This is a genomic window from Hydrogenophaga sp., assembly GCF_030651625.1.
GTDB lineage: Bacteria > Pseudomonadota > Gammaproteobacteria > Burkholderiales > Burkholderiaceae_C > Hydrogenophaga.
Window position 1 is genome coordinate 15,121 of the sequence record NZ_JAUSCF010000018.1, and the last position, 20,144, is coordinate 35,264.

The 20,144-nt window shown below is 64.8% G+C and carries 16 protein-coding genes; 7 read left to right on the forward strand and 9 right to left on the reverse strand.

Annotated elements, in window-relative coordinates; genetic code table 11:
• The first annotated feature begins 74 nt into the window (after window positions 1–74).
• The gene (locus tag Q7V46_RS06740) at window positions 75–1,904 is read left to right on the forward strand and encodes a gamma-glutamyltransferase family protein (RefSeq protein ID WP_304912756.1); all 1,830 of its coding nucleotides are present in this window, start codon (window positions 75–77) and stop codon (window positions 1,902–1,904) included.
• A gap of 562 nt (window positions 1,905–2,466) precedes the next feature.
• On the opposite strand, the gene Q7V46_RS06745 is transcribed toward Q7V46_RS06740, so the two are convergent.
• Window positions 2,467–4,113: an acyl-CoA synthetase gene (locus Q7V46_RS06745; protein ID WP_304912757.1), complete on the reverse strand. Its 1,647-nt coding sequence runs from the start codon at window positions 4,111–4,113 to the stop codon at window positions 2,467–2,469.
• A 65-nt stretch (window positions 4,114–4,178) separates the two neighbouring features.
• Here Q7V46_RS06745 and dnaG point away from each other — a divergent pair, with 65 nt between their 5' ends.
• Window positions 4,179–6,209, forward strand: coding sequence for a DNA primase (gene dnaG / locus Q7V46_RS06750; protein WP_304912758.1), 2,031 nt, complete (start codon window positions 4,179–4,181; stop codon window positions 6,207–6,209).
• A 290-nt stretch (window positions 6,210–6,499) separates the two neighbouring features.
• Complete coding sequence (rpoD, locus tag Q7V46_RS06755; protein WP_304912759.1) at window positions 6,500–8,836, forward strand: RNA polymerase sigma factor RpoD; 2,337 nt, start codon at window positions 6,500–6,502, stop codon at window positions 8,834–8,836.
• Between the two features lie 287 nt (window positions 8,837–9,123).
• On the opposite strand, the gene Q7V46_RS06760 is transcribed toward rpoD, so the two are convergent.
• Window positions 9,124–9,972 carry a class III extradiol dioxygenase family protein gene (locus tag Q7V46_RS06760; protein ID WP_304912760.1) on the reverse strand — a complete coding sequence of 283 codons (849 nt, stop codon included), beginning with the start codon at window positions 9,970–9,972 and terminating at the stop codon, window positions 9,124–9,126.
• A gap of 145 nt (window positions 9,973–10,117) precedes the next feature.
• Window positions 10,118–10,462, reverse strand: a complete 345-nt coding sequence (locus Q7V46_RS06765) for a protocatechuate 4,5-dioxygenase subunit alpha (protein WP_304912761.1) — start codon at window positions 10,460–10,462, stop codon at window positions 10,118–10,120.
• A gap of 78 nt (window positions 10,463–10,540) precedes the next feature.
• Here Q7V46_RS06765 and Q7V46_RS06770 point away from each other — a divergent pair, with 78 nt between their 5' ends.
• Window positions 10,541–11,479, forward strand: coding sequence for a LysR family transcriptional regulator (locus Q7V46_RS06770; RefSeq protein WP_304912762.1), 939 nt, complete (start codon window positions 10,541–10,543; stop codon window positions 11,477–11,479).
• A 3-nt stretch (window positions 11,480–11,482) separates the two neighbouring features.
• On the opposite strand, the gene Q7V46_RS06775 is transcribed toward Q7V46_RS06770, so the two are convergent.
• Entirely contained in the window at window positions 11,483–12,418 is a 936-nt protein-coding gene (locus Q7V46_RS06775) for a helix-turn-helix domain-containing protein (RefSeq protein ID WP_304912763.1), read from the reverse strand.
• A 111-nt stretch (window positions 12,419–12,529) separates the two neighbouring features.
• Here Q7V46_RS06775 and Q7V46_RS06780 point away from each other — a divergent pair, with 111 nt between their 5' ends.
• The 3 genes from Q7V46_RS06780 to Q7V46_RS06790 all read left to right on the forward strand — a co-directional run bounded on the left by Q7V46_RS06780 (window position 12,530) and on the right by Q7V46_RS06790 (window position 15,350).
• On the forward strand, window positions 12,530–13,717 hold the full coding sequence (locus tag Q7V46_RS06780; RefSeq protein ID WP_304912764.1) for a cytochrome P450: 1,188 nt from the start codon (window positions 12,530–12,532) through the stop codon (window positions 13,715–13,717).
• Between the two features lie 65 nt (window positions 13,718–13,782).
• Complete coding sequence (locus tag Q7V46_RS06785; protein WP_304912765.1) at window positions 13,783–14,106, forward strand: 2Fe-2S iron-sulfur cluster-binding protein; 324 nt, start codon at window positions 13,783–13,785, stop codon at window positions 14,104–14,106.
• Window positions 14,103–15,350 (forward strand): NAD(P)/FAD-dependent oxidoreductase, encoded by a 1,248-nt coding sequence (locus Q7V46_RS06790; RefSeq protein ID WP_304912766.1) that lies wholly within the window; start codon window positions 14,103–14,105, stop codon window positions 15,348–15,350. Before Q7V46_RS06785 ends, Q7V46_RS06790 begins: the two co-directional genes overlap by 4 nt.
• Before the next feature lie 15 nt (window positions 15,351–15,365).
• On the opposite strand, the gene Q7V46_RS06795 is transcribed toward Q7V46_RS06790, so the two are convergent.
• The 5 genes from Q7V46_RS06795 to Q7V46_RS06815 all read right to left on the reverse strand — a co-directional run bounded on the left by Q7V46_RS06795 (window position 15,366) and on the right by Q7V46_RS06815 (window position 20,142).
• Complete coding sequence (locus tag Q7V46_RS06795; RefSeq protein WP_304912767.1) at window positions 15,366–15,791, reverse strand: PPC domain-containing DNA-binding protein; 426 nt, start codon at window positions 15,789–15,791, stop codon at window positions 15,366–15,368.
• A gap of 57 nt (window positions 15,792–15,848) precedes the next feature.
• Entirely contained in the window at window positions 15,849–17,681 is a 1,833-nt protein-coding gene (gene arsA / locus Q7V46_RS06800; RefSeq protein ID WP_304912768.1) for an arsenical pump-driving ATPase, read from the reverse strand.
• Between the two features lie 68 nt (window positions 17,682–17,749).
• Window positions 17,750–19,117, reverse strand: coding sequence for a HAMP domain-containing sensor histidine kinase (locus Q7V46_RS06805; RefSeq protein WP_304912769.1), 1,368 nt, complete (start codon window positions 19,115–19,117; stop codon window positions 17,750–17,752).
• An 8-nt stretch (window positions 19,118–19,125) separates the two neighbouring features.
• Entirely contained in the window at window positions 19,126–19,821 is a 696-nt protein-coding gene (locus Q7V46_RS06810) for a response regulator transcription factor (RefSeq protein WP_304912770.1), read from the reverse strand.
• Between the two features lie 9 nt (window positions 19,822–19,830).
• A complete protein-coding gene (locus tag Q7V46_RS06815) occupies window positions 19,831–20,142 on the reverse strand; it encodes a hypothetical protein (RefSeq protein WP_304912771.1) in 312 nt (103 codons plus the stop codon).
• Between the last annotated feature and the right edge of the window lie 2 nt (window positions 20,143–20,144).

The following is a 20,144-nucleotide window of genomic DNA, read 5'->3' on the forward strand; positions in this document are numbered from 1 at the left end:
ATCTTCGTCAAGCTTGTGTGTGCCTTAAAGCCACCCGTCTCGCCGGCCGCATTTTCATGAAATATTCAACACCCATGGCCATCCGCCTCGCTCTCCAATTTGCTCTCTGTGGTTTGCTTTCCGCTTGCGCCGGGTCGGCAGGCACCAAGCCTTTCATCTCCCAGCCCGCCACCGCAACACAGCCAGAAGGTGCATCGGCCATTTCGGCCAAGCCCGGCTGGGTCCACAAGCGCCAGGCGGTGGCCGCCGCCAACCCGCTGGCCGCCGAGGCGGGAGCCAACATATTGCGAACCGGAGGCAGCGCGGTCGACGCAGCCATCGCGGTTCAGATGGTGCTGACCCTTGTTGAGCCGCAGTCGAGCGGCATTGGCGGTGGGGCCTTTCTGCTGCACCACGACGGAAAGCGCGTGCAGGCCTTTGACGGCCGGGAAACAGCGCCGGCCGCTGCGACCGACACCCTGTTCCTGGATGACCAGGGCGAGCCACTGCCTTTTCCCGTGGCGGTGAACAGCGGTAGCGCCGTGGGCGTGCCCGGTGCCCTGGCCATGCTGGCCATGGTGCACCAGGAGCATGGGCGCCTGCCTTGGGACCGGTTGTTCGAACCAGCCATTTCACTGGCCGAACGGGGCTTCGCAGTCAGCCAGCGCCTGCACACGCTATTGAAAGATGACGCCACCTTGCGCAGGGATCCGGTGGCCAACGCCTACTTCTATAGGGCGGACGGCACACCCCACCCCGTGGGCCATGTGCTTCGCAACCCGGAGCTGGCGCACGTGTTGCGCCAGCTCGGAGCACACGGACCGGCGGCGCTGCACGAAGGTCCCGTGGCTCAGGCCATCGTGAACAAAGTGCAGCAGCACGCCAGCCTGCCGGGTCGCATGAGTCTGGACGATCTGCAGAGATACCGGCCCAAGACACGGGAGGCGCTGTGCCACGACCATGCAGCAGCCGAACGCACGTTGCGCATCTGCGGCTTCCCACCGCCGAGCAGCGGCGCCATAGCCGTGGGCCAGATTCTGGGGCTGCTCGCGCGCACCCCGTCTGCCAGAACGATGATGGCGGGTAACGCGCCACCGGCCGACTGGCTGCACCACTACGCCGAAGCCTCGCGCCTGGCGTTTGCCGACCGCGCTCAATACGTGGCCGACCCTGACTTCGTGGCCGCGCCCGGTGGACAGTGGATCAGCCTGCTGGGGCCGGCCTATCTGGACCAGCGCGCACGGCTGATCGGCGACAAGGCCGCCACGTCAGTCACTCACGGCCAGCCTGGCCCTGCCACAAGTGCCTGGGCGCCCATGCCGGCTCAGCCAGAGTACGGCACGAGCCACATCAGTATCGTGGATGCCCGAGGCAACGCGCTGTCCATGACCACCACGATAGAAGCGGCGTTCGGCGCCCGTCTCATGGTCACCACCGACCCGACACGCCCTGGCGGATTCCTGCTCAACAACCAGCTCACCGACTTCAGCTTCATGCCACGCAACGCCGAAGGCCGGCCCGTTGCCAACCGGGTCGAACCGGGCAAACGGCCACGCTCGTCCATGTCGCCCACACTGGTCTTCGACCGCGACAGTGGCGAATTGCTGGCGAGCACAGGCAGTCCCGGCGGCGCCTTCATCATCCATTTCACAGCCAAGACCCTGCACGGCATGTACCAGTGGGGCCTCACCCCCCAGGCCGCCATCGACCTGCCCAACTTCGGCACCCTGGGAGGACCTTTGATACTGGAGGCAGGTCGCTTCCCACAGGCCACCGTGCAGGCGCTGCAAAGGCGGGGCCACGAAGTGCGCGATATGCCCATGCCCAGCGGGCTGCAGGCGATTCAGCGAGCCGAAAGAAACGGCCAAAAGATCTGGCTGGGCGGCGCCGATCCACGCCGCGAAGGCATCGTTAGCGGAGAGTAGACAACACCCCCCTGCGCCGCTGACGCGGCTTCCCCCCTCTCTGGCGCGCCTGTGGCGCTTGGAGGGGGGACGGCTTCTTGGGCCGGCGAAGCCGTCCCTTGCTGCCCCTGGATCGAGGCATTTCGCGCCGGAGGCTCGGTACGCCCCCCTGCGCCGCTTCGCGGCTTCTCCCCTCTTTGGCGCGCCTTGGGCGCTGGGAGGGGGACGGCATCTTGGGCCGGCGAAGCCGTCCCTTGCTGCCCCCTGGATCGAGGCATTTCGCCCCGGAGGCTCGGTACGTCCCCCTGCGCCGCTGACGCGGCTTCCCCCCTCTCTGACGCGCCTTCGGCGCTGGGAGGGGGGACGGCATCTTGGGCCGGCGGAGCCGTCCCTTGCTGCCCCTGAATCGAGGCATCTCACTCCGGAGGCTCGGTACACCCCCCTGCGCCGCTTGGCGGCTTCCCCCCTCTCTGACGCGCCTTCGGCGCTGGGAGGGGGGACGGCATCTTGGGCCGGCGGAGCCGTCCCTTGCTGCCCCTGGATCGAGGCATCTCACTCCGGATTCGTTACGCTCTACGGCACGCTACACATCAATGGCATTGGCCGATCCGGCGCGCGCGCGCAACTCGAATTTCTGGATCTTGCCGGTGCTGGTCTTGGGCAATTCGCCAAACACCACCGTGCGCGGCACCTTGAAGCCGGCCAGATGCTGTTTGCAATGCGCCACGATGTCTTCTGCCGTCACGTTGGCGCCAGACTTCAGCTCCAGAAACGCACACGGTGTCTCGCCCCATTTGGCGTCGGCCTTGGCCACCACGGCAGCGGCCAGCACCGCAGGGTGGCGGTAGAGCACGTCCTCCACCTCGATGCTGGAGATGTTCTCGCCGCCCGAGATGATGATGTCCTTGCTGCGGTCCTTGATCTTGAAGTAGCCGTCGGCGTACTGCACCGCCAGGTCGCCACTGTGGAACCAGCCGCCCCTGAAGGCTTCTGTGGTGGCCTTCGGGTTCTTCAGGTAGCCCTTCATGGCGATGTTGCCCTTGAACATGATCTCGCCCATGGTCTCGCCGTCCTGCGGCACGGGCAGCAGGGTTTCAGGGTCCAGCACGCGCACGTCGCGCTCCATGTGGTATCGCACACCCTGGCGGGCGTTCAGTCGCGCGCGCTCGCCGATGTCCAACTCGTCCCAGGCGGTGTGCTTGGCGCACACGGTTGCCGGCCCATACACCTCGGTCAGACCGTACACATGGGTGAGGTCGAAGCCCATCTGCTCCATGCCTTCGATCATGGAAGCAGGCGGCGCAGCACCGGCCACCATGGCCTTTACACCGGCTGGAACACCCGCCTTCATGGCCGCGGGTGCGTTCACCAGCATGCCGTGCACGATGGGCGCGCCGCAGTAGTGGGTCACACCATGGTCGCGCATGGCGTCAAAAATGACTTGCGCCTCCACCCGCCGCAGGCACACGTTCACGCCCGCGCGGGCTGCCACCGTCCAGGGAAAGCACCAGCCGTTGCAGTGGAACATGGGCAGTGTCCACAGGTAAACCGCGTGCTTGGGCATGTCCCACTCCAGCACGTTCGAAATGGCGTTCAGGGCTGCGCCCCGGTGGTGGTAGACCACGCCCTTGGGATTGCCGGTGGTGCCGCTGGTGTAGTTCAACGCTATCGCGTCCCACTCGTCGCCCGGCAAGTCCCACGAGAAACCGGGGTCGCCGCCTGACAGCAGGTCTTCATAGGTGAGGCTGCCAATGCGTTCTGACGCACCCGTGAACAAGGCATCTTCCACATCAATCACCAGAAGCGGCGTGGTGGCTTTGCGCAACGCCAGCGCCTTCTTCACGCTCAGCGAAAACTCCGGGTCCACGATCACGGCCTTGGCCTCGCCATGGTCGAGCATGAAAGCGATGGTTTCAGGGTCGAGCCGGGTGTTGATGGCGTTGAGCACCGCACCGGCCATGGGCACACCAAAGTGGGCTTCCACCATGGGCGGTGTGTTTGGCAGCACCACGGCCACGGTGTCATTCTTGCCAATGCCGGCGCGCTGCAGGGCGCTGGCCAGGCGCCGGCACCGCGCGTAGGTGTCGCCCCAGGTCTGGCGCAACGAACCGTGCACCACCGCCAGCCGGTCGGGGTAGATCTCGGCCGTTCGCTCGATGAACGACAGGGGCGAGATGGGGGCGAAATTGGCCTCAACGCGCGGCAGATCCTGGTCAAAGATGCTGGTCATGGGGCTTGTCTCCTTGTAATTGGGGCCGTTCGGTGTGTTCTGAGCCCGTGCGAGAGAATACCCCCGTGGCGATCCCCCAGACCTTCATCCAGGAACTTCTCAACCGTGTTGACGTGGTTGACGTGGTGGGTCGCTACGTGCAACTCAAGAAAGGCGGCGCCAACCTGATGGGCCTGTGCCCGTTCCACGGCGAGAAGTCGCCTTCGTTCAGCGTCAGCCCCACCAAACAGTTCTATCACTGCTTCGGCTGCGGTGCCAACGGCAACGCCATCGGGTTTCTGATGGAACACGCTGGCATGAGCTTCATCGAAGCAGTGAAAGACCTGGCACAACAAACCGGGCTGCAAATCCCCGAAGACGAAGCTTCCCCCCAAGACCGCGAACGCGCCGCCCAACAACGACAGAAGCAGGTCACCCTGACGGGCGTACTGGAAAAAGCCGCGCAGGCCTACGCCAAGGAACTCAAGGTCACCCCACGCGCCGTGGCCTACCTGAAAGGGCGGGGCCTGTCGGGCCAGATCGCCAAGACCTTTGGCCTGGGCTATGCGCCCGAAGGCTGGCGCGCGCTGGCCAGCGTGTTCCCCGACTACGCCGAGCCGCTGCTGGTCGAGTCCGGGCTGGTGATCGAGCACGAGGACGAAAAAGGCGCCGATGGCCAGGCCAAGCGCTACGACCGCTTCCGCGACCGCATCATGTTCCCGATCCGCAACGTCAAGGGCGAGTGCATTGGCTTTGGCGGCCGCGTGCTCGACAAGGGCGAGCCCAAATACCTGAACTCGCCCGAAACGCCGGTGTTCAGCAAAGGGCGCGAGCTTTACGGCCTGTTTGAGGGCCGCACCGCCATCCGCGTGGCGGGCTACGCACTGGTCACCGAAGGCTACATGGACGTGGTGGCCCTGGCCCAGCTGGGCTTTGCCAACGCCGTGGCCTCCCTGGGCACCGCCTGTACCCCAGACCACGTGCAGAAGCTGTTTCGCTTCACCGACAGCGTGGTGTTCAGCTTTGACGGCGACAGCGCGGGCCGGCGCGCGGCGCGCAAGGCACTCGACGCTGCCCTGCCCCTGGCCACCGACACGCGCAGCGTGAAGTTCCTGTTTCTGCCACCGGAACACGACCCCGACAGCTTCATCCGCGCCAACGGCGAAGCCGCCTTCGCGAAATGCGTGAAGGAGGCCATGCCGCTGTCGCGATTCCTGGTTGAATCCGCCGGCGCCGAATGCGACCTGACCACCGCCGAAGGTCGCGCCCGCATGGCCAGCCAGGCGCGCCCGCTTTGGAGCGCCTTGCCGGATGGGGCGCTCAAGCGCCAGCTGATCGGCGATCTGGCAGAAGGCATCGGCCTGGGCGCGCCGGACTTGCTGCAGCTTTGGCAACAGGCCGGCGCTGGCGGCCGGTCGCGTCGGCCCCCGCCCAGTACACCAGCCCCCAGTCCGGGCGATCAGGGCCAGCACAGCGCCAATGCAGAGTCGTACCCGCCTTATGAAGACATCGGCTTCTCACGCAAGCCCTACGGTACCCAGGGCGGCCAATACGGCAATGGTGAATACGGCGGAGGCTACGACAGCGCCTATGGCAGTGGCTCGAGCGGCGGCAATTTCAAGAAAAAGCGTTTCGGCAAATACCGTCGGGAAGCCCCGCCCCCGCGCATGCTCGGCTCCCGCACCGCCGTGGCCAGCCGGGCCGACCGCGCCGTGGGCCTGTTGCTGGCCAACGCCCAGGCCTGGGACAGTCTGACCAACGACGACCACAGCCTGCTGGCCCATCTGAACGCGCCCCACGGCCCGGTGGTGGCCTGGCTGGAAGCCCAGTTCCACGAACACGGTCCTCAGGCGTGGGCCGCCCTGCGGGAGGCTTTGCGCGGTCACGAAAACGAGGTCTGGGCTTGCGCCCAGGTCGAACAGGTGCTGCTGGGCAGCGACGCCGACGCCGAACTCACCGAACTGGCCGGCATCATGCAATTGCTGCGCGAAGACGACCTCAAGGCCCAGGCGGAACAGCTTGCCCAGCGAGTGCAAGAGGGCGACACCTCCGCATACGAGGAATTCAAACGGGTGAACGAACGCATCAAGACACTGAAAAGCGGTCCGCTGGTATAATCCAGGGCTTTGCACGCAAGCGCGACAGCAGCACCTCCGGCACCGGCCCGGCCCCTTGACCCGGGGCTACATGGAACCTCTTCCTGGCCACCTCAGCGACCACAGCGGTCCTGACACACCCCGCAAGGACTGCACACCAAATGTTCGCCCCCACAGCTTGCAGCCCGCCCTTTCCGGCAAAAGGCGGGGCCATGTGCTTCACAAAATCACCGGGGTGACCGCGAAGCGCGGCTTTCTGGCGTTTTTTGTCTGTTCTGCCGGTTCCAGTTCGACATTTTTTTGAGGTCCTCATGCCCGCGAAGAAGTCCAGTACGCCCGTCGTGTCCAGCGCCAAAAAAACCGCCAGCAAGGCCAGCGCAGCCAAAGCCACCCCGGAAGCCCGCACCACGAAAGCTCCCGCTGTGACCAACAAACCCGCCACCAAAACCGTTGCCAAATCTCCTGCGCGCGGCAAAGCCGCTTCGGAAGAGCTCGACACCGAACTGACCGCCGAGACCGCCACCGCCAAGAAGAAGCCCGGTCGCCCTGCCAAAGCAGCCGCCGGTGACAAGCCCGCCGCCAAGCGCGGGCGCAAACCCAAAGCCGGCGCCAGCAAAGACGCCGACATGGACGATGCCGATCTGAGCGATATCGAAGACGATCTCACTGGCGAACCCGAAGCCGAAGCCGAGGTGGTGGACGCCAGCGCGCAGCCGACCGAAAAGGTCAAACCGCTGCGCATGAAGATCAGCAAAGCCAAAGAGCGTGCGCTGATGAAGGAATTCGGTCTGGACGAAACCGTCCTGTCCGAAGAAGAAGCCAAGACCCGCCGTGAACGCCTGAAAACCCTGATCAAGCTGGGCAAGACGCGCGGTTACCTCACCCACGGCGAGATCAACGACCACCTGCCCGACAAGCTGGTGGAAGCCGAGACGCTGGAAGTGGTGGTGTCATTGCTCAATGACATGGGTGTGGCCGTCTACGAGCAGACGCCCGATGCCGAAACCCTGCTGCTGAACAACACCGGCCCCACCGCCGCCACCGAAGAAGAAGCCGAAGAAGAAGCCGAAGCCGCTCTGTCCACGGTGGACAGCGAATTCGGCCGCACCACCGACCCGGTGCGCATGTACATGCGCGAAATGGGTACGGTGGAGCTGCTCACGCGTGAAGGCGAAATTGAGATCGCCAAGCGCATCGAAGGCGGCCTCAACGACATGATGGCCGCCATCAGCGAAAGCCCGGCCACCATCGCCGAGATCCTCGTCATGGCCGACGACATCCGCGACGGCAAGGTGGTCATCTCCACCGTGGTGGACGGTTTTGCAGACGCGGACGAGGCCGACGATTACGTGGCCGAAGAAGACTTCGACGACTACGACGAAGCCGACGACGACGACGGCAAGGGCGGCTCCAAGGCGCTCACCCGCAAGCTCGAAGAACTGAAGCGCGAAGCCCTCACGCGTTTCGACACCATGCGCACGCTGTTCGAGAAGCTGCACAAGACCTATGACAAGGAAGGCTACGGCACGCCCACGTACCACAAGACGCAGAAGGCCATCACCGAAACCCTGATGTCCATCCGATTCACCGCCAAGGCGATCGAGAAGCTGTGCAGCACCATGCGCAGCCAGGTCGACGACGTGCGCAAGAAGGAACGCGAACTGCGCCGAATCATCGTGGACAAGTGCGGCATGCCGCAGGAAAAGTTCATCGCCGACTTCCCCGCCAACCTGCTCAACCTGAAGTGGGTGGAGAAGCAGGCCGCTGCCGGCAAGCCCTGGAGCGTGGTGATGGAGCGCAACATCCCGCCGGTGCAGGAACTGCAAACCGGCCTGATGGAAATCCAGAACAGCGTGGTCGTTCCCCTGGCGCACCTGAAAGACATCCACAAGCGCATGAACTCGGGCGAGTCCACCTCGCGCGATGCCAAGAAGGAAATGATCGAGGCCAACCTGCGCCTGGTGATCTCGATTGCCAAGAAGTACACCAACCGCGGCCTGCAGTTCCTGGACCTGATCCAGGAAGGCAACATCGGCCTGATGAAAGCGGTGGACAAGTTCGAATACCGCCGCGGCTACAAATTCTCGACCTACGCCACGTGGTGGATCCGCCAGGCCATCACCCGCTCGATCGCCGACCAGGCGCGCACCATCCGCATCCCGGTGCACATGATCGAGACCATCAACAAGATGAACCGCATCAGCCGCCAGCACTTGCAGGAGTTCGGCTTCGAGCCCGATGCGTCCATCCTGGCCGAGAAGATGGAGATGCCCGAAGACAAGATCCGCAAGATCATGAAGATCGCGAAAGAGCCAATCTCGATGGAAACCCCCATCGGTGACGACGACGATTCGCATCTGGGCGATTTCATCGAAGACCAGGCGAACACCGCTCCCATCGAGGCCGCCATGCAGGCCGGCCTGCGCGAAGTGGTCAAGGACATCCTCGACAGCCTCACGCCCCGCGAGGCCAAGGTGCTGCGCATGCGCTTCGGCATCGAAATGTCCACCGACCACACGCTGGAAGAAGTGGGCAAGCAATTCGACGTGACCCGCGAGCGCATTCGCCAGATCGAGAGCAAGGCGGTGCGCAAGCTCAAGCACCCCAGCCGCTCGGACAAGCTGCGCAGCTTCATCGATTCGATTTGATTTTTTTCAGATTTCTGAATTGGAAACGGGAGCCTTCGGGCTCCCGTTTTTTTTCGCCTGTTGGTGTGGTGTGGGACGGGATCGCCGGGTACTTGACTACGCTCATGTCCCCCGGCGGCCTGCGGCCACCTCCTCCTTTACTTCGCTGCGCCAAGCACCCGACACTCCCGTCCCGCGAACGTGCAGGTACGCACAGAAAAATACGGTCGCGCACCCACACAGCTCCTGGCACCCGCACGCACGCATGAACGAAAAAAGGGAGCCAAAGGCTCCCTCCCCAAAAAACGTCAGACCGTCTCCAACGCCAACACCCCAGTCGCCGTGTTCGAAATCGGAATGTGGTAATTGCTGTGCACCTTGCGCACACCCGAACCACCAGCCGTGAGCGCCGCACGCATGGCAAGCCACATCAGCAGCTCCACACCCTGCGTGCCCGCATTCTCCACCAGTTCCAGGTCGCTGAACTGCGTGGCCCATTCGGGGTTGGTTTCCATGCTGTCGAGGAACTGCAAGTCGAACGCCTTGTTGATGAAACCCGCGCGCTCACCTTCCAGCTGGTGTGACAGGCCACCCGTGGCCATCACTGCCACGCGCTTGTCGCTGGCCCAACTCTGGATCGCTTCACCCACCGCCTTGCCCAGTTTGTACACGCGCTTGGCCGTCGGCAGAGGGAACTGCACCGTGTTAATGTCGATCGGCACGATCTGCACCGGCGCCACTTCATCATTGGGCCAGAACAGCTTCAGCGGCAAAGTGCAGGCGTGGTCCACCAGCATTTCCTGGCAGGTCACGATGTCGAACTCCTTGGCAATCAGCTGGTTGATGATGTGCCAAGACAGCTCCGGGCAGCCCGCCACAGGCGCACTCGTGGGAATGCCCCAGCCTTCGTCGGCATTGCTGTAGCTGGCCGCTGCACCCACCGCGAAGGTCGGCATCTTGTCGAGAAAGAAGTTCAGGCCGTGGTCGTTGTAGAACACCACCACCACGTCGGGCTTGACCTTGCCCAGCCACTGGTGAATGGGCGGAAAGCCGTCAAAGAAGGGCTTCCAGTAGGGCTCGTTCTGCTTTCCCTTGTGAATGGCGCCGCCGATGGCGGGGATGTGCGATGTGGCCAGGCCACCGATGAGTAGTGCCATATCTATGTTCCTTTCAAATCAGTTGTCCATGCCGCTGCGCAGCAGATGGAGTGAAGCAGCGCCATCCAGGGCAGCCGTGGAACTGGCTGTGCCAGGCCACAGGTTGCGCCCCCTCGGGGGGGAAGACGCGAAGCGGCGCAGGGGGTCAGCACTGTGTGTTCGCAGCCACCAATTTGGCTTTGAACTGTTCCTTCGACATGCCGGTCTGCTGGGCACCGATGTCCTGCATGTCCAGGCCAAAGATGCCGGCGAACTTGGCGAGGTAGTAGGCGTTGCCGCCCGCGTCCAGCAAGGCCAGGACCTGCTTGGAGCGGATCGCGTCGGCCTGCTGCTGGTTGAGTTCGTATTTCGTCATGTACGCTTCAGGGTCGGCGACAAAGGCCTCGCGGTTGGCCTGATCGTTGAACGAGAAACACATCTTGTTCAGTGCGTAGCCCTTTTGGGCCATGCCGCCGTCAAAGGGCGTGGTACCGGGAATCGTCTTGCTCACATGTGCCTCCTGCGTAGGGTGGATTGACCTGCGTCAAGCAGCAGTATCCCCAGATCATTGCCAAAGATAAACAGATGAATGATCATCAAACGCATGAATGCTTTCGATTGGTCAGACCTCGATGCCAGGCTGCTGCAACTGCTGATTGCGGTGGTTGAGGCCGGCAGCGTCACCGGTGCGGCGCAGTCGCTGGGGGTCACGCAATCGGCTGTCAGCCACCAGCTCGACAAGCTGCGCGCCATCACCGACGACACGCTGTTCGTCAAGAGCGGGCGCGGCATCGTGGCCACGGCGCGCGCGCAAGCGCTGGCCAATGAAGCCCGCGAACTGCTCGGTCAGTTGGAGCGCTTCGCCCGTTCAGGCGATTTCGATCCTGCGCGCTGGCACACCACCTTCACCATCGCCGCCAACGACCTGCAGCGCGACACGCTGCTGCCAGCGCTGGCGCTCAGGCTCAATGAGCAGGCCCCGGGCGTGGTCCTGCGGGTGATTCCGTCCAATGTGCCCACACTCGACATGTTGCGGCACGACCAGTGCCAGCTGGTGATCAGCCCGCGACCGCCCGAGGGCAGCGACATTTTTCAGAGGCGCCTGTTCGAAGACCGCTATCGCGTGTACTACGACGCCCACGTACGAGAAGCCCCGCGCACGAAGGCCGAGTACCTGGCCGCCGACCACGTCACCGTGCTGTACGAACCCCAGCGTGCGCTGGACGTGGACAACGAGCTGGCCAGGCGCGGCGTACAACGCCGCTTCACCGTGCTGGTGCCGGGTTTTGCAGGCCTGCCGCCTTTCATCCGCGGATCCCGGCGCCTGGCCACGGCGCCCGGGCTGCTGCAGATGCATCTGATGCAAGGACTGGCCAGCGCCAAGGTGCCACTGCCCTGCCCCACCTTGCCCATGTTCATGATCTGGCACCGCCGCCACCAGGACGACGCAGCCCACCGCTGGCTGCGCGAACAGCTGGTTGCGCTGGCGCCGGAGGCAACAACACAGGCGCCACAAGCCTCGCCTTGAACATCACGCAGTTGGCCCCCGCTGCGCCTCGCGCCAGCGCTGCGGGCTCAGGCCCGTGCGGCGTTTGAAGAAGCGCGAGAAGTAAGCAGGGTCTTCAAAACCCAGTTCCAGTGCCAGACTGGCCGCGGGCGCTGCGATGTAAATGAGTCGGCGGCATGCTTCACGTGTGAGGCGTTCGTGCACCAGCTCCAGCGCGCTGCGCCCGCTGCCCGCACGCACCAGGCGATTGAGCCGCTGCGTGGAAAGCCCGAGGTGCGAGGCATACCGCTCCAAAGGCCAGTGCTCCAGAAAGTGCTGTTCCACCAGCAACAGAAAGCGGGTGAAAAGCGCCTGATGCGGAGGGGCTTCGCTGCCTTCGCGTTGACCTTGCGCGCTGGCGCGGGCCAGCCGCCAGACCACGGCACGCGCAAGCCACTGCACCACCGGCGCATCGGCCGAACCCGGCAAATTGAACTCGGCCGCCAGTTCGCCAAGTTGCACGCTCAGTCGCTGCGCCTCGCCATCATCGGTTGAAAAATGCAAGACGCCAGGCGCCGAGAAGAGTGACCGGAAAGCGTCACCCACAGCCTGAAAGTCCCCCTCGACAAGAAAACGCACGCTGAGCGTGAGCACAAGGCCGTCGGTTTCCGGTGCAAATACAAAGCCATGCACCACGCCCGGCGGCACCACGATGGCGGCCGGCCCTGTCACCGAAGCACGCCATTCGTCCAGCACCACCTCGGCCGAACCCCTTTGCAGCCAAAGAATCTGGTACAGCCCCTGATGTACGTGGGGCTGAATCTCCCAGTGATGGAGCCGACTGCGCGACTGCACGTCTTCAATGTGCAAGATGTCCTGGCCGGGCGTGGCTACCTCGCCATAAAGCGCAAAGCGCGGGATGGCCACAGCTTGACCGCGCGGGGACCGGACACGTGGCAGGGCATCGTTCGTTTGGGGCATTTCAGCTTACCTTGATCGAAAAGTACAAGAATTATCCCTGCTTAGTGCAGTGCCAATGCAGGCCACAAAGCCTACAGTTCAGTTCGCATTCCACCCCACAGGAGACAGAAGATGCCGCAGCACCGCTTCCATTTCGACCCGTATTCGCCGGCCATCGATGCCGACCCCTTCCCCTACTACAAGCACCTTCGCGACGAAGCCCCCTGCTTCTGGAGCGAGGAAGCCCAGATGTGGATCCTCTCGCGCTACGCAGACATCGTCTCCGCCGGGCAAGATTGGCAAACCTACTCCAGCGCCAGCGGCAACCTCATGACCGAGCTGCCCGGCCGCGCGGGTGCCACGCTCGGCAGTTCCGACCCACCGAAGCACGACCGCCTGCGTGGCCTGATCCAGCACGCCTTCATGAAGCGCAACCTGCTGGCACTGGAAGAGCCCATCCGCGACGTGGCCAGGCTGGTGTTCGGCCAGTTGAAAGATGCGAAGCAGTTCGACTTCAAGGATGTGTCTTCACAGTTCACGGTGAAGGTGCTCATGGCAGCGCTCGGCCTGCCCATGGGTGAAGATGCGCTGGTGCCCGAACACGAAGTGCGCGAGAACGCCGTTCTCATGGTGCAGAGTGACGCCCGCACGCGTGCCAAAGGTCCGGAGCACATCGCCGCCTACAACTGGATGCAAGCGTACGCCGGGAAGGTGATTGCCATGCGCCGTGCCGAGCCTTGCAACGACCTGATCAGCAACTTCGCGCTGGCCGAAATCGACGGCGACCGGCTGGACGACCGGGAAGTGCTGCTGACCACCACCACGCTGATCATGGCGGGCGTGGAGTCTCTCGGCGGCTTCATGATGATGATGGCGTACAACCTCGCCACGTTCGAAGAGGCCCGCCGCGCCGTTGTCGCCAACCCCGAGCTGCTGCCCGACGCGGTCGAAGAAAGCCTGCGTTTCAACACCTCGGCCCAGCGTTTCCGCCGCCGCCTGATGAAAGACGTGACCCTGCACGGCCAGACCATGAAGGAAGGCGACTTCGTCTGTCTGGCCTATGGCAGTGGTAACCGCGACGAGCGCCAGTACCCCAACCCCGACGTGTACGACATCGGCCGCAAGCCGCGCGGCCACCTGGGTTTTGGCGGCGGCGTGCACGCCTGCCTGGGTACGGCGATTGCCCGCCTGGCGGTGAAGATCGCTTTCGAAGAATTCCACAAGATCGTGCCCAACTACAAACGCGTGGCTGACCAATTGCCGTGGATGCCCTCTTCCACCTTCCGCAGCCCTCTGGTGCTTGAACTCAAAGCCATTTGATACCCTCACCCGACAACCGCGCTGCCTGCCACCGGGTGGCGGTTTTTTTGCATTCCGGAGACACCATGGCAAACATCACCTTCATCGAGTCCAACGGCCAGACCACCACCCTCAACCTCGCCGACGGCTGGAGCCTGATGCAGGGCGCCACCGCCAATGGTGTGGACGGCATCGTGGGCGAATGCGGCGGCTCCTGCGCCTGCGCCACCTGCCACTGCTATGTGGATGAGCTGCTGGCCAGTGTGCTGCCCCCGCCTTCGCAGGGCGAGCTGGACATGCTGGAAAACGTGGTGGCCGAACGCCGCCCCAACAGCCGCCTGGCCTGCCAGATCAAGGCCGGGCCCGCGCTGGAAGGCGGCGTGGTGTACCTGCCGGAGTGCCAGGAATGAGCGCAGAAGCGGCCACCGCCGGCATCGTCATCGTCGGCGCGGGCCAGGCCGGCGTGATGACCGCCGAAACCCTGCGCAGCGGTGGCTTTGAGGGTGCCATTACTTTACTGGGCGACGAACCGCACGGCCCCTACCACCGCCCGCCGCTCTCCAAGGCCTGGTTGGCCGGCGAGATCGAAGCGGCCCAGTTGGTGATGCGCGCGCCCGAAATGCTGGCGCGCAAGCACATCGATCTGCGCACAGGTGTGACCGTCAAAGCCATCGATCGCAACGTCAGGACCGTGATCCTCGGCGACGGCAGCGTCTTGCGCTACACCGGCCTGGTGCTTGCCACCGGCAGCACACCGCGCAACCTGCCTCTGCCCGGCGGCAGCGCGCCCGGCGTGCTGGCCCTGCGCACGCGCGACGACGCCAGCGCCATCGCCGATCGCATGGTCACATGCATCGAAAAGCAGCGCCCGGTGGTCGTGATCGGCGGTGGCTTCATCGGCCTGGAAGTGGCGGCCACCGCACGCAAGAAGGGCTTGGCAGTCACCGTGCTCGAAGCCGCGCCGCGCCTGCTCGGCCGGGTGCTCGCACCCGAGCTGAGCGACTGGTACGCCAGCTTGCACCGCAGCCACGGCGTTCAATTGGTGTTGGGTGCGCAGGTCGCAGCCATTGAAGCCGACGCGAACGGGGTGACCGGCGTGAAGCTCGCCGACGGCAGCGTCGTGCCCGCAGGCCTGGTGGTGGTGGGCATCGGCGTCACCGCCAACGACCAGCTCGCCCAAGCCGCCGGTCTCGCATGCGACCGCGGCATCGTGGTCGACGCATGCTGCCGCACCAGCGACCCTTCCATCGTGGCCGCGGGCGATTGCACCGCCCGCCGCCTGGCCGACGGTAGCTTGCTGCGGCTCGAATCGGTGCAGAACGCCACCGAACAGGGCAAGAGCGCCGCCGCCGCACTGCTCGGCCAAGAGCGCCCCTTCACCGCCACGCCCTGGTTCTGGAGCGACCAGTACGACAAGAAGCTGCAAATGGCTGGCCTGTCCATGGGAGCAGACGCCTGGGCCGTGCGCGGCGACATGGCAGCCGGCGCATTCACCGTCTACCACTTCAAGGGCGATCATCTCATCGCCGCCGACAGCGTCAACGCCAGCAAAGACCACCTGCTGGTGCGCAAGCTGCTGGATGCGGGCGTCTCGCCCGCGCTGGAGCAGGCCGGTGATGTGGGTTTTGATCTGGCGAGTTTGCTGGTGAAGTAAACGGCTGCGTGAGGTTCAGCCCCCGCGCACCTTCACCACCAACTCCGGATAGCCGGTGGCGGGATCCGGCTCACGCTTGAACGCCCATTCGGGCAACAGCGCCAGCAGCACCTCAGCCGTGGTGCGCACCCGGCAACCCGGCGCCACATGGCCGCCAAACACTTCGCCAATGGCGTTTGACACCGCCATGTGCAGATGCGAATGCCCCTGCCCGGCATCACCTTGAGCCCCCACCCCCACCGTGCCCGACAGACTCAGGATTTCCGAGTCACCGCGAATGAGCAGGGACTCGTCGGCCCCGGCAAGACGGATGTTTGCATCAACCAGGCTGCCGATGCCTGAGAGCACGAACGCAGCCTGGCAACCTTGTTCACGCACGGCGGCTTCGAGTGCTTCGCGCAGATCCTGGCCAGGCTTGAGGCGGATGGGGAGGGTTTTCACACGGTAATTGATCGAAGCTGGATGATTTCGTGAGTGACGGATTCAACATTGATTCAATCAGCAGGCTGCGATTTGTTTTCCTTGAGGTCCCGCCAGCACACCCAACGCCTCCACCCCCACGGGTGACTCTGGCAGCCATGGCAACACAAACGTCCGCTTCGCCAACCCGCCCGCAATGCGCTCGGTCTGCCGGATTTCGCCTTGCAGCCGCGCCTGCAGCAGCGGGTCTGTGGTGCCGGTGGCTGCAATGCTCTTGTTGATGACCCAGGCCCAGGGTTCGATTCTGGCGCGGCGCAGGTCGTCCTGCAGCGCGGCGGCCTGGGTGACCGGGGTGGTCTCGGGCAGGGTGACGATGATCACTCGGGTCATCGTGCTGTCTTGCAGGCGCATGAGCGGGGTGACGATGTGCAGGCCTTTGGCGCTTTGCTGACCTTCGTACTGCTGCACCATCTGGCGGTGGTAGGCGCCGGTGGCGTCCATGAGCAGCAGGCTGTGGCCGGTGGGTGCGGTGTCCAGCACCACGAACGAGCTGCGCGCTTCATTGACCACGCGGCTGAAGGCATGGAACACGGCCACTTCTTCGGTGCAGGGCGATTGCAGGTCTTCGAGCAGCAGGGCCTTGCCTTGCTCGTCCAGATCCTTGCCCTTGCTGGACATGATCTTGTTGATGTAGGCGGTGGTTTCTGCCTTGGGGTCGATGCGGCCCACTTTCAGGCCTTCCAGGCTGCCGTTCAGGGTCTCGGCCACGTGGGCGGCCGGGTCGGTGGTGGTGAGGTGCACGCTGTGGCCGCGATGCACCAGGCCCACGGCGAGTGCGGCGGCGATGGTGGTTTTTCCGACGCCACCTTTGCCCATGACCATGATGAGGCCGTGGCCGATGGCGGCGAGTTCGTCGGCCAGGCGGCTGAGGGGTTCTGCGGGCAATGGCTCGGACCTGGCCAGAGTTCGAGTGGGCTCCTCGGCAAGCTCTGGGTCAGCCGATGAGGCCGTTGTGCCGCCGAGCAGCGCGCGCAGCGCGGGCAGGCCTACCGTGTCAAAGGCGCGCAGTGGCACTTCGTCGCGCGGCAGACGGGCGAGTGCATCGGGCATGGTGGCCAGGGCTTCGCGACCCAGGGCTTCAATGGCGTTGGCGACCGCGTCGCCAGGGTGGGTGGCGTGGAACACGCCGTTGATGGCGAGGCGCTGGTTGGCCAGACCCAAGGCACTGAGTTCTTCGGCGGTGCGCGCGGCTTCCTGCATGGGGCGCGGATCGGGCCGGGTGACGAGCACCACGGTGGTCAGTGCGGGGTCGCTCAGGGCCTTCAAAGCGGCGTTGAAGCGCGCTTCCTGCATCTTCAGGCCGGAATGTGGGCCCAGGCATGAGGCACCGCGGTCATTGCCTGCGAGGAAGCCGGTCCATGCCTTGGGCAGGCTCAGCAGACGCAGGGTGTGGCCAGTGGGTGCGGTGTCGAAGACCACGTGGTCGTATTGCGAACCTTCGCCCTCCCCCGCCAGCAACGCGGCGAACTCGTCGAACGCGGCGATTTCGGTGGTGCAGGCGCCCGAGAGTTGTTCCCGCACGGTCTGGCGCTCCTCGTTAGTGGCGCTGGCTTCAAGTTGGGCGAGCACGCGCTGTCGGTAGGCCTCGGCGGCGGCATCGGGGTCGATGTTGATGACCGAGAGGCCGGGCACACCGGGCACATCCACCGGATGGTTGGACAGCGCGATGCCCAGCATGTCGTCGAGGTTGGATGCTGCGTCCGTGCTCACCAGCAACACGCGCTTCCCGGCATCGGCAATGGCGATGGCGGTCGCGGTGGACAGCGAGGTCTTGCCCACGCCGCCCTTGCCGGTGAAAAACAGGAAGCGGGTGGGCGCGGTGGCAAAGCCGCGTAAGTGAGATGTGGTCATGGCAGCAGCATGACACGGTGGACACTGGCGCGGGCTGACCCGCATCAAGCCAGCGACGAAAGGAGCCCTCAGCCTGGCGGCAGCGTGACCGTCACCGCCAGCCCTGGCCTGGCATTGCGCACCGCGAACGTGCCGCCGTGTGCCTGCGCCACCAGACGGCACAGATACAGACCCAGCCCCACACCGCCGGCAGCGCGGGTGCGCGCGGTGTCTGGGCGAAAGAAGGCCTGTGCCAACTGGGACAGTTGGTCGTCGGGCACGCCGGGGCCGTGGTCGCGCACTTCCAGCTCCACGCCCTGCCCTTTCACACCATGGGGGCGCAAATGCAACTCCACGGGCATGGGAGCCCCGGCGCTGTGGCGCAAGGCGTTATCCAGCAGGTTGCGCAACAGCAGACGCACACGGGTACGGTCCAGCGCGACGGTGGGCACATCCGGCGCCGCATGCACGGTGATGCTGCTGGCCGCAGGCTGGCTGGTGGCGAGTTCTTCGATGACCTCTCTGGCCAGTTCTGCAGGTTCGGTGGGTTCGCGGTGCAGGGCCTGGTGACGCCCCGCCAGCCGCTCGCTTTCCAGCAGGTCGCTGATGAGTCGGGCCATCTCGGCCAGGTCGCGCAGCAGGGCCTGGCGCTGGGCCAGTACCTCGGGGGTTTCGGGCAGCAGTTCGGTATTGAGCCGCGCGCGCGTGAGCGGGCTGCGCAGTTCGTGGCTGATGGCCAAAAGCAGGGCACGCTGGGCTTCAAGCATCTGGTGGATGTCGTGGCTCATGGTGTTGATGGTGGCGGCCAGTTCGCCCAGTTCATCAGGCCGCTGCGGATGTTTCACCGGGATGGGTACACCGAATTCGCCGGAACCGAAACGCAAGGCCCCCTGGCGAATGTCGTCGAGCGGTCGCAGCAAACGGCGCACATACAGGAAGGCCAGCAAGGTGAGCACCAGCAACACGGTGAGTGTGTAGCCAATCACCTTCGGCCGCTTCTTGAAGGTGTCTTCGTCAATACCGAAAGTGATGCGGTGGCCGTCGGCCGTCTGGCGCACCAGCAGCGGCTCCCAGTCGGGTTCGTCGTTCCAGCCTCTCCGCTCGCGTTCGCTGCGCCGTTGCTGGCGCCAGTCGGGTTTTTCCTGCTCCGGGTGGGAACGCCAATTGACAGCCGGGCCGGCAATGTCGACCGTGACAGGTAGGCGCGCAATGACAGCCTGCGCCCGATCGATCTGCGGCGGGCCGCCTGCAGGGGCCACATCGGTCGCCAGGCGGTCCACATAGTCCATCAGCAAGGGGCGAGCAGCTTCGCGCCAGCCCACGGAAAACGCTTTTTGCGCACCACTGATGAAGGTGAACGCCACCCCCATGGCTAGCAGAAAAAACACCAGCATCAGGCGCAGCTTGAGCGAGCAGCGCAGCGCATGCAGGGCGCGGCGGTACCAGGGCGACTTCATCGCGGGCTTCACTGGTGAAGCCGGCGCAGTGCCAGCGAGTAGCCTGCGTTGCGCAGCGTCTTGATGCAGTCCAGCGGCTCCAGCTTCTTGCGCAGACGGCTCACCACGATGTCGACCGCGCGGGTGTAAAGCTCGGCCTCGTGACCGCGCAACTGGTTGAGGATGTCGTCTCGGCTGAACACACGGCCAGCCTCGCGTGCCAGCAGGTGCAGCAGGTCGAACTCCGTGCTGGTCAGGTCCAGTGCCTGGCCCTGGCGCAGCACGCTGCGCTGGGTGGGGTCGATGGTGAGACCTTCAAAAGCCATCACCCCGGGTGCCTGTACGGACGCGGGGCCATTGTGGCCGTTGCGACGACGCAGCACGGTCTGGATGTGGGCCACCAGTTCGCGCGGCTCGAAGGGTTTGGGCAGGTAGGCGTCCGCCCCCAGCTCCAGGCCCACCACACGGTCCATCACGTCGCCGCGCGCGGTGAGCATGACGATGGGGATGTCACTTTCCTTGCGGATGGTGCGGCAGAGTTCAAAGCCGTCCATCTCGGGCAGCATCACGTCCAGAATGGCGGCGTCGAACCCGCCGCTGCGCAGCCGGGCCAGTCCCTCGCTGGGGCGCAGCGCGTGGCTCAGCGCCAGCTCAAAGCGCTGAAAGTAGGTGGCCAGCGGTGGCCCCAGTTGTTCGTCATCGTCAATCAGCAGAACGCGGTGCATGCGGCATTCTCACATCACCCGGCTCGCCGCCCCGCCACTGATCGCACGGTGACGCAGGATCAGCCGGCGCACACGTCGCTGGGCGACCAGGTCCATGGCGTCGTAGCGGTCGGCGGTGGCGAGCAGTTCGGGCAGCACGGGTACTGCAGCGCCAGGGGCCTGGCGCGACAGGCGCGACCACAGCCACAGCGCGTGTTCACGGTCGAAGCGCGGGCCCCACACCATGGCCAGCACTTCTTCGTGCGGGTTGGGTATCTGCGCAAGCAGGGCCGGGCCGTGCTCGCGCAGCGGGCGCGCGATGGGCAACAGGGCGGGCGACATGG

Excerpts from the sequence above, each read along its gene's own strand:
- Q7V46_RS06740 (WP_304912756.1), top strand. The coding sequence starts at position 75 with ATGGCCATCCGCCTCGCTCTCCAATTTGCTCTCTGTGGTTTGCTTTCC.
- Q7V46_RS06745 (WP_304912757.1), bottom strand. The coding sequence starts at position 4,113 with ATGACCAGCATCTTTGACCAGGATCTGCCGCGCGTTGAGGCCAATTTC.
- rpoD (WP_304912759.1), top strand. The coding sequence starts at position 6,500 with ATGCCCGCGAAGAAGTCCAGTACGCCCGTCGTGTCCAGCGCCAAAAAA.
- Q7V46_RS06760 (WP_304912760.1), bottom strand. The coding sequence starts at position 9,972 with ATGGCACTACTCATCGGTGGCCTGGCCACATCGCACATCCCCGCCATC.
- Q7V46_RS06770 (WP_304912762.1), top strand. The coding sequence starts at position 10,541 with ATGATCATCAAACGCATGAATGCTTTCGATTGGTCAGACCTCGATGCC.
- Q7V46_RS06775 (WP_304912763.1), bottom strand. The coding sequence starts at position 12,418 with ATGCCCCAAACGAACGATGCCCTGCCACGTGTCCGGTCCCCGCGCGGT.
- Q7V46_RS06780 (WP_304912764.1), top strand. The coding sequence starts at position 12,530 with ATGCCGCAGCACCGCTTCCATTTCGACCCGTATTCGCCGGCCATCGAT.
- Q7V46_RS06785 (WP_304912765.1), top strand. The coding sequence starts at position 13,783 with ATGGCAAACATCACCTTCATCGAGTCCAACGGCCAGACCACCACCCTC.
- Q7V46_RS06790 (WP_304912766.1), top strand. The coding sequence starts at position 14,103 with ATGAGCGCAGAAGCGGCCACCGCCGGCATCGTCATCGTCGGCGCGGGC.
- arsA (WP_304912768.1), bottom strand. The coding sequence starts at position 17,681 with ATGACCACATCTCACTTACGCGGCTTTGCCACCGCGCCCACCCGCTTC.
- Q7V46_RS06805 (WP_304912769.1), bottom strand. The coding sequence starts at position 19,117 with ATGAAGTCGCCCTGGTACCGCCGCGCCCTGCATGCGCTGCGCTGCTCG.
- Q7V46_RS06810 (WP_304912770.1), bottom strand. The coding sequence starts at position 19,821 with ATGCACCGCGTTCTGCTGATTGACGATGACGAACAACTGGGGCCACCG.
- Q7V46_RS06815 (WP_304912771.1), bottom strand. The coding sequence starts at position 20,142 with ATGTCGCCCGCCCTGTTGCCCATCGCGCGCCCGCTGCGCGAGCACGGC.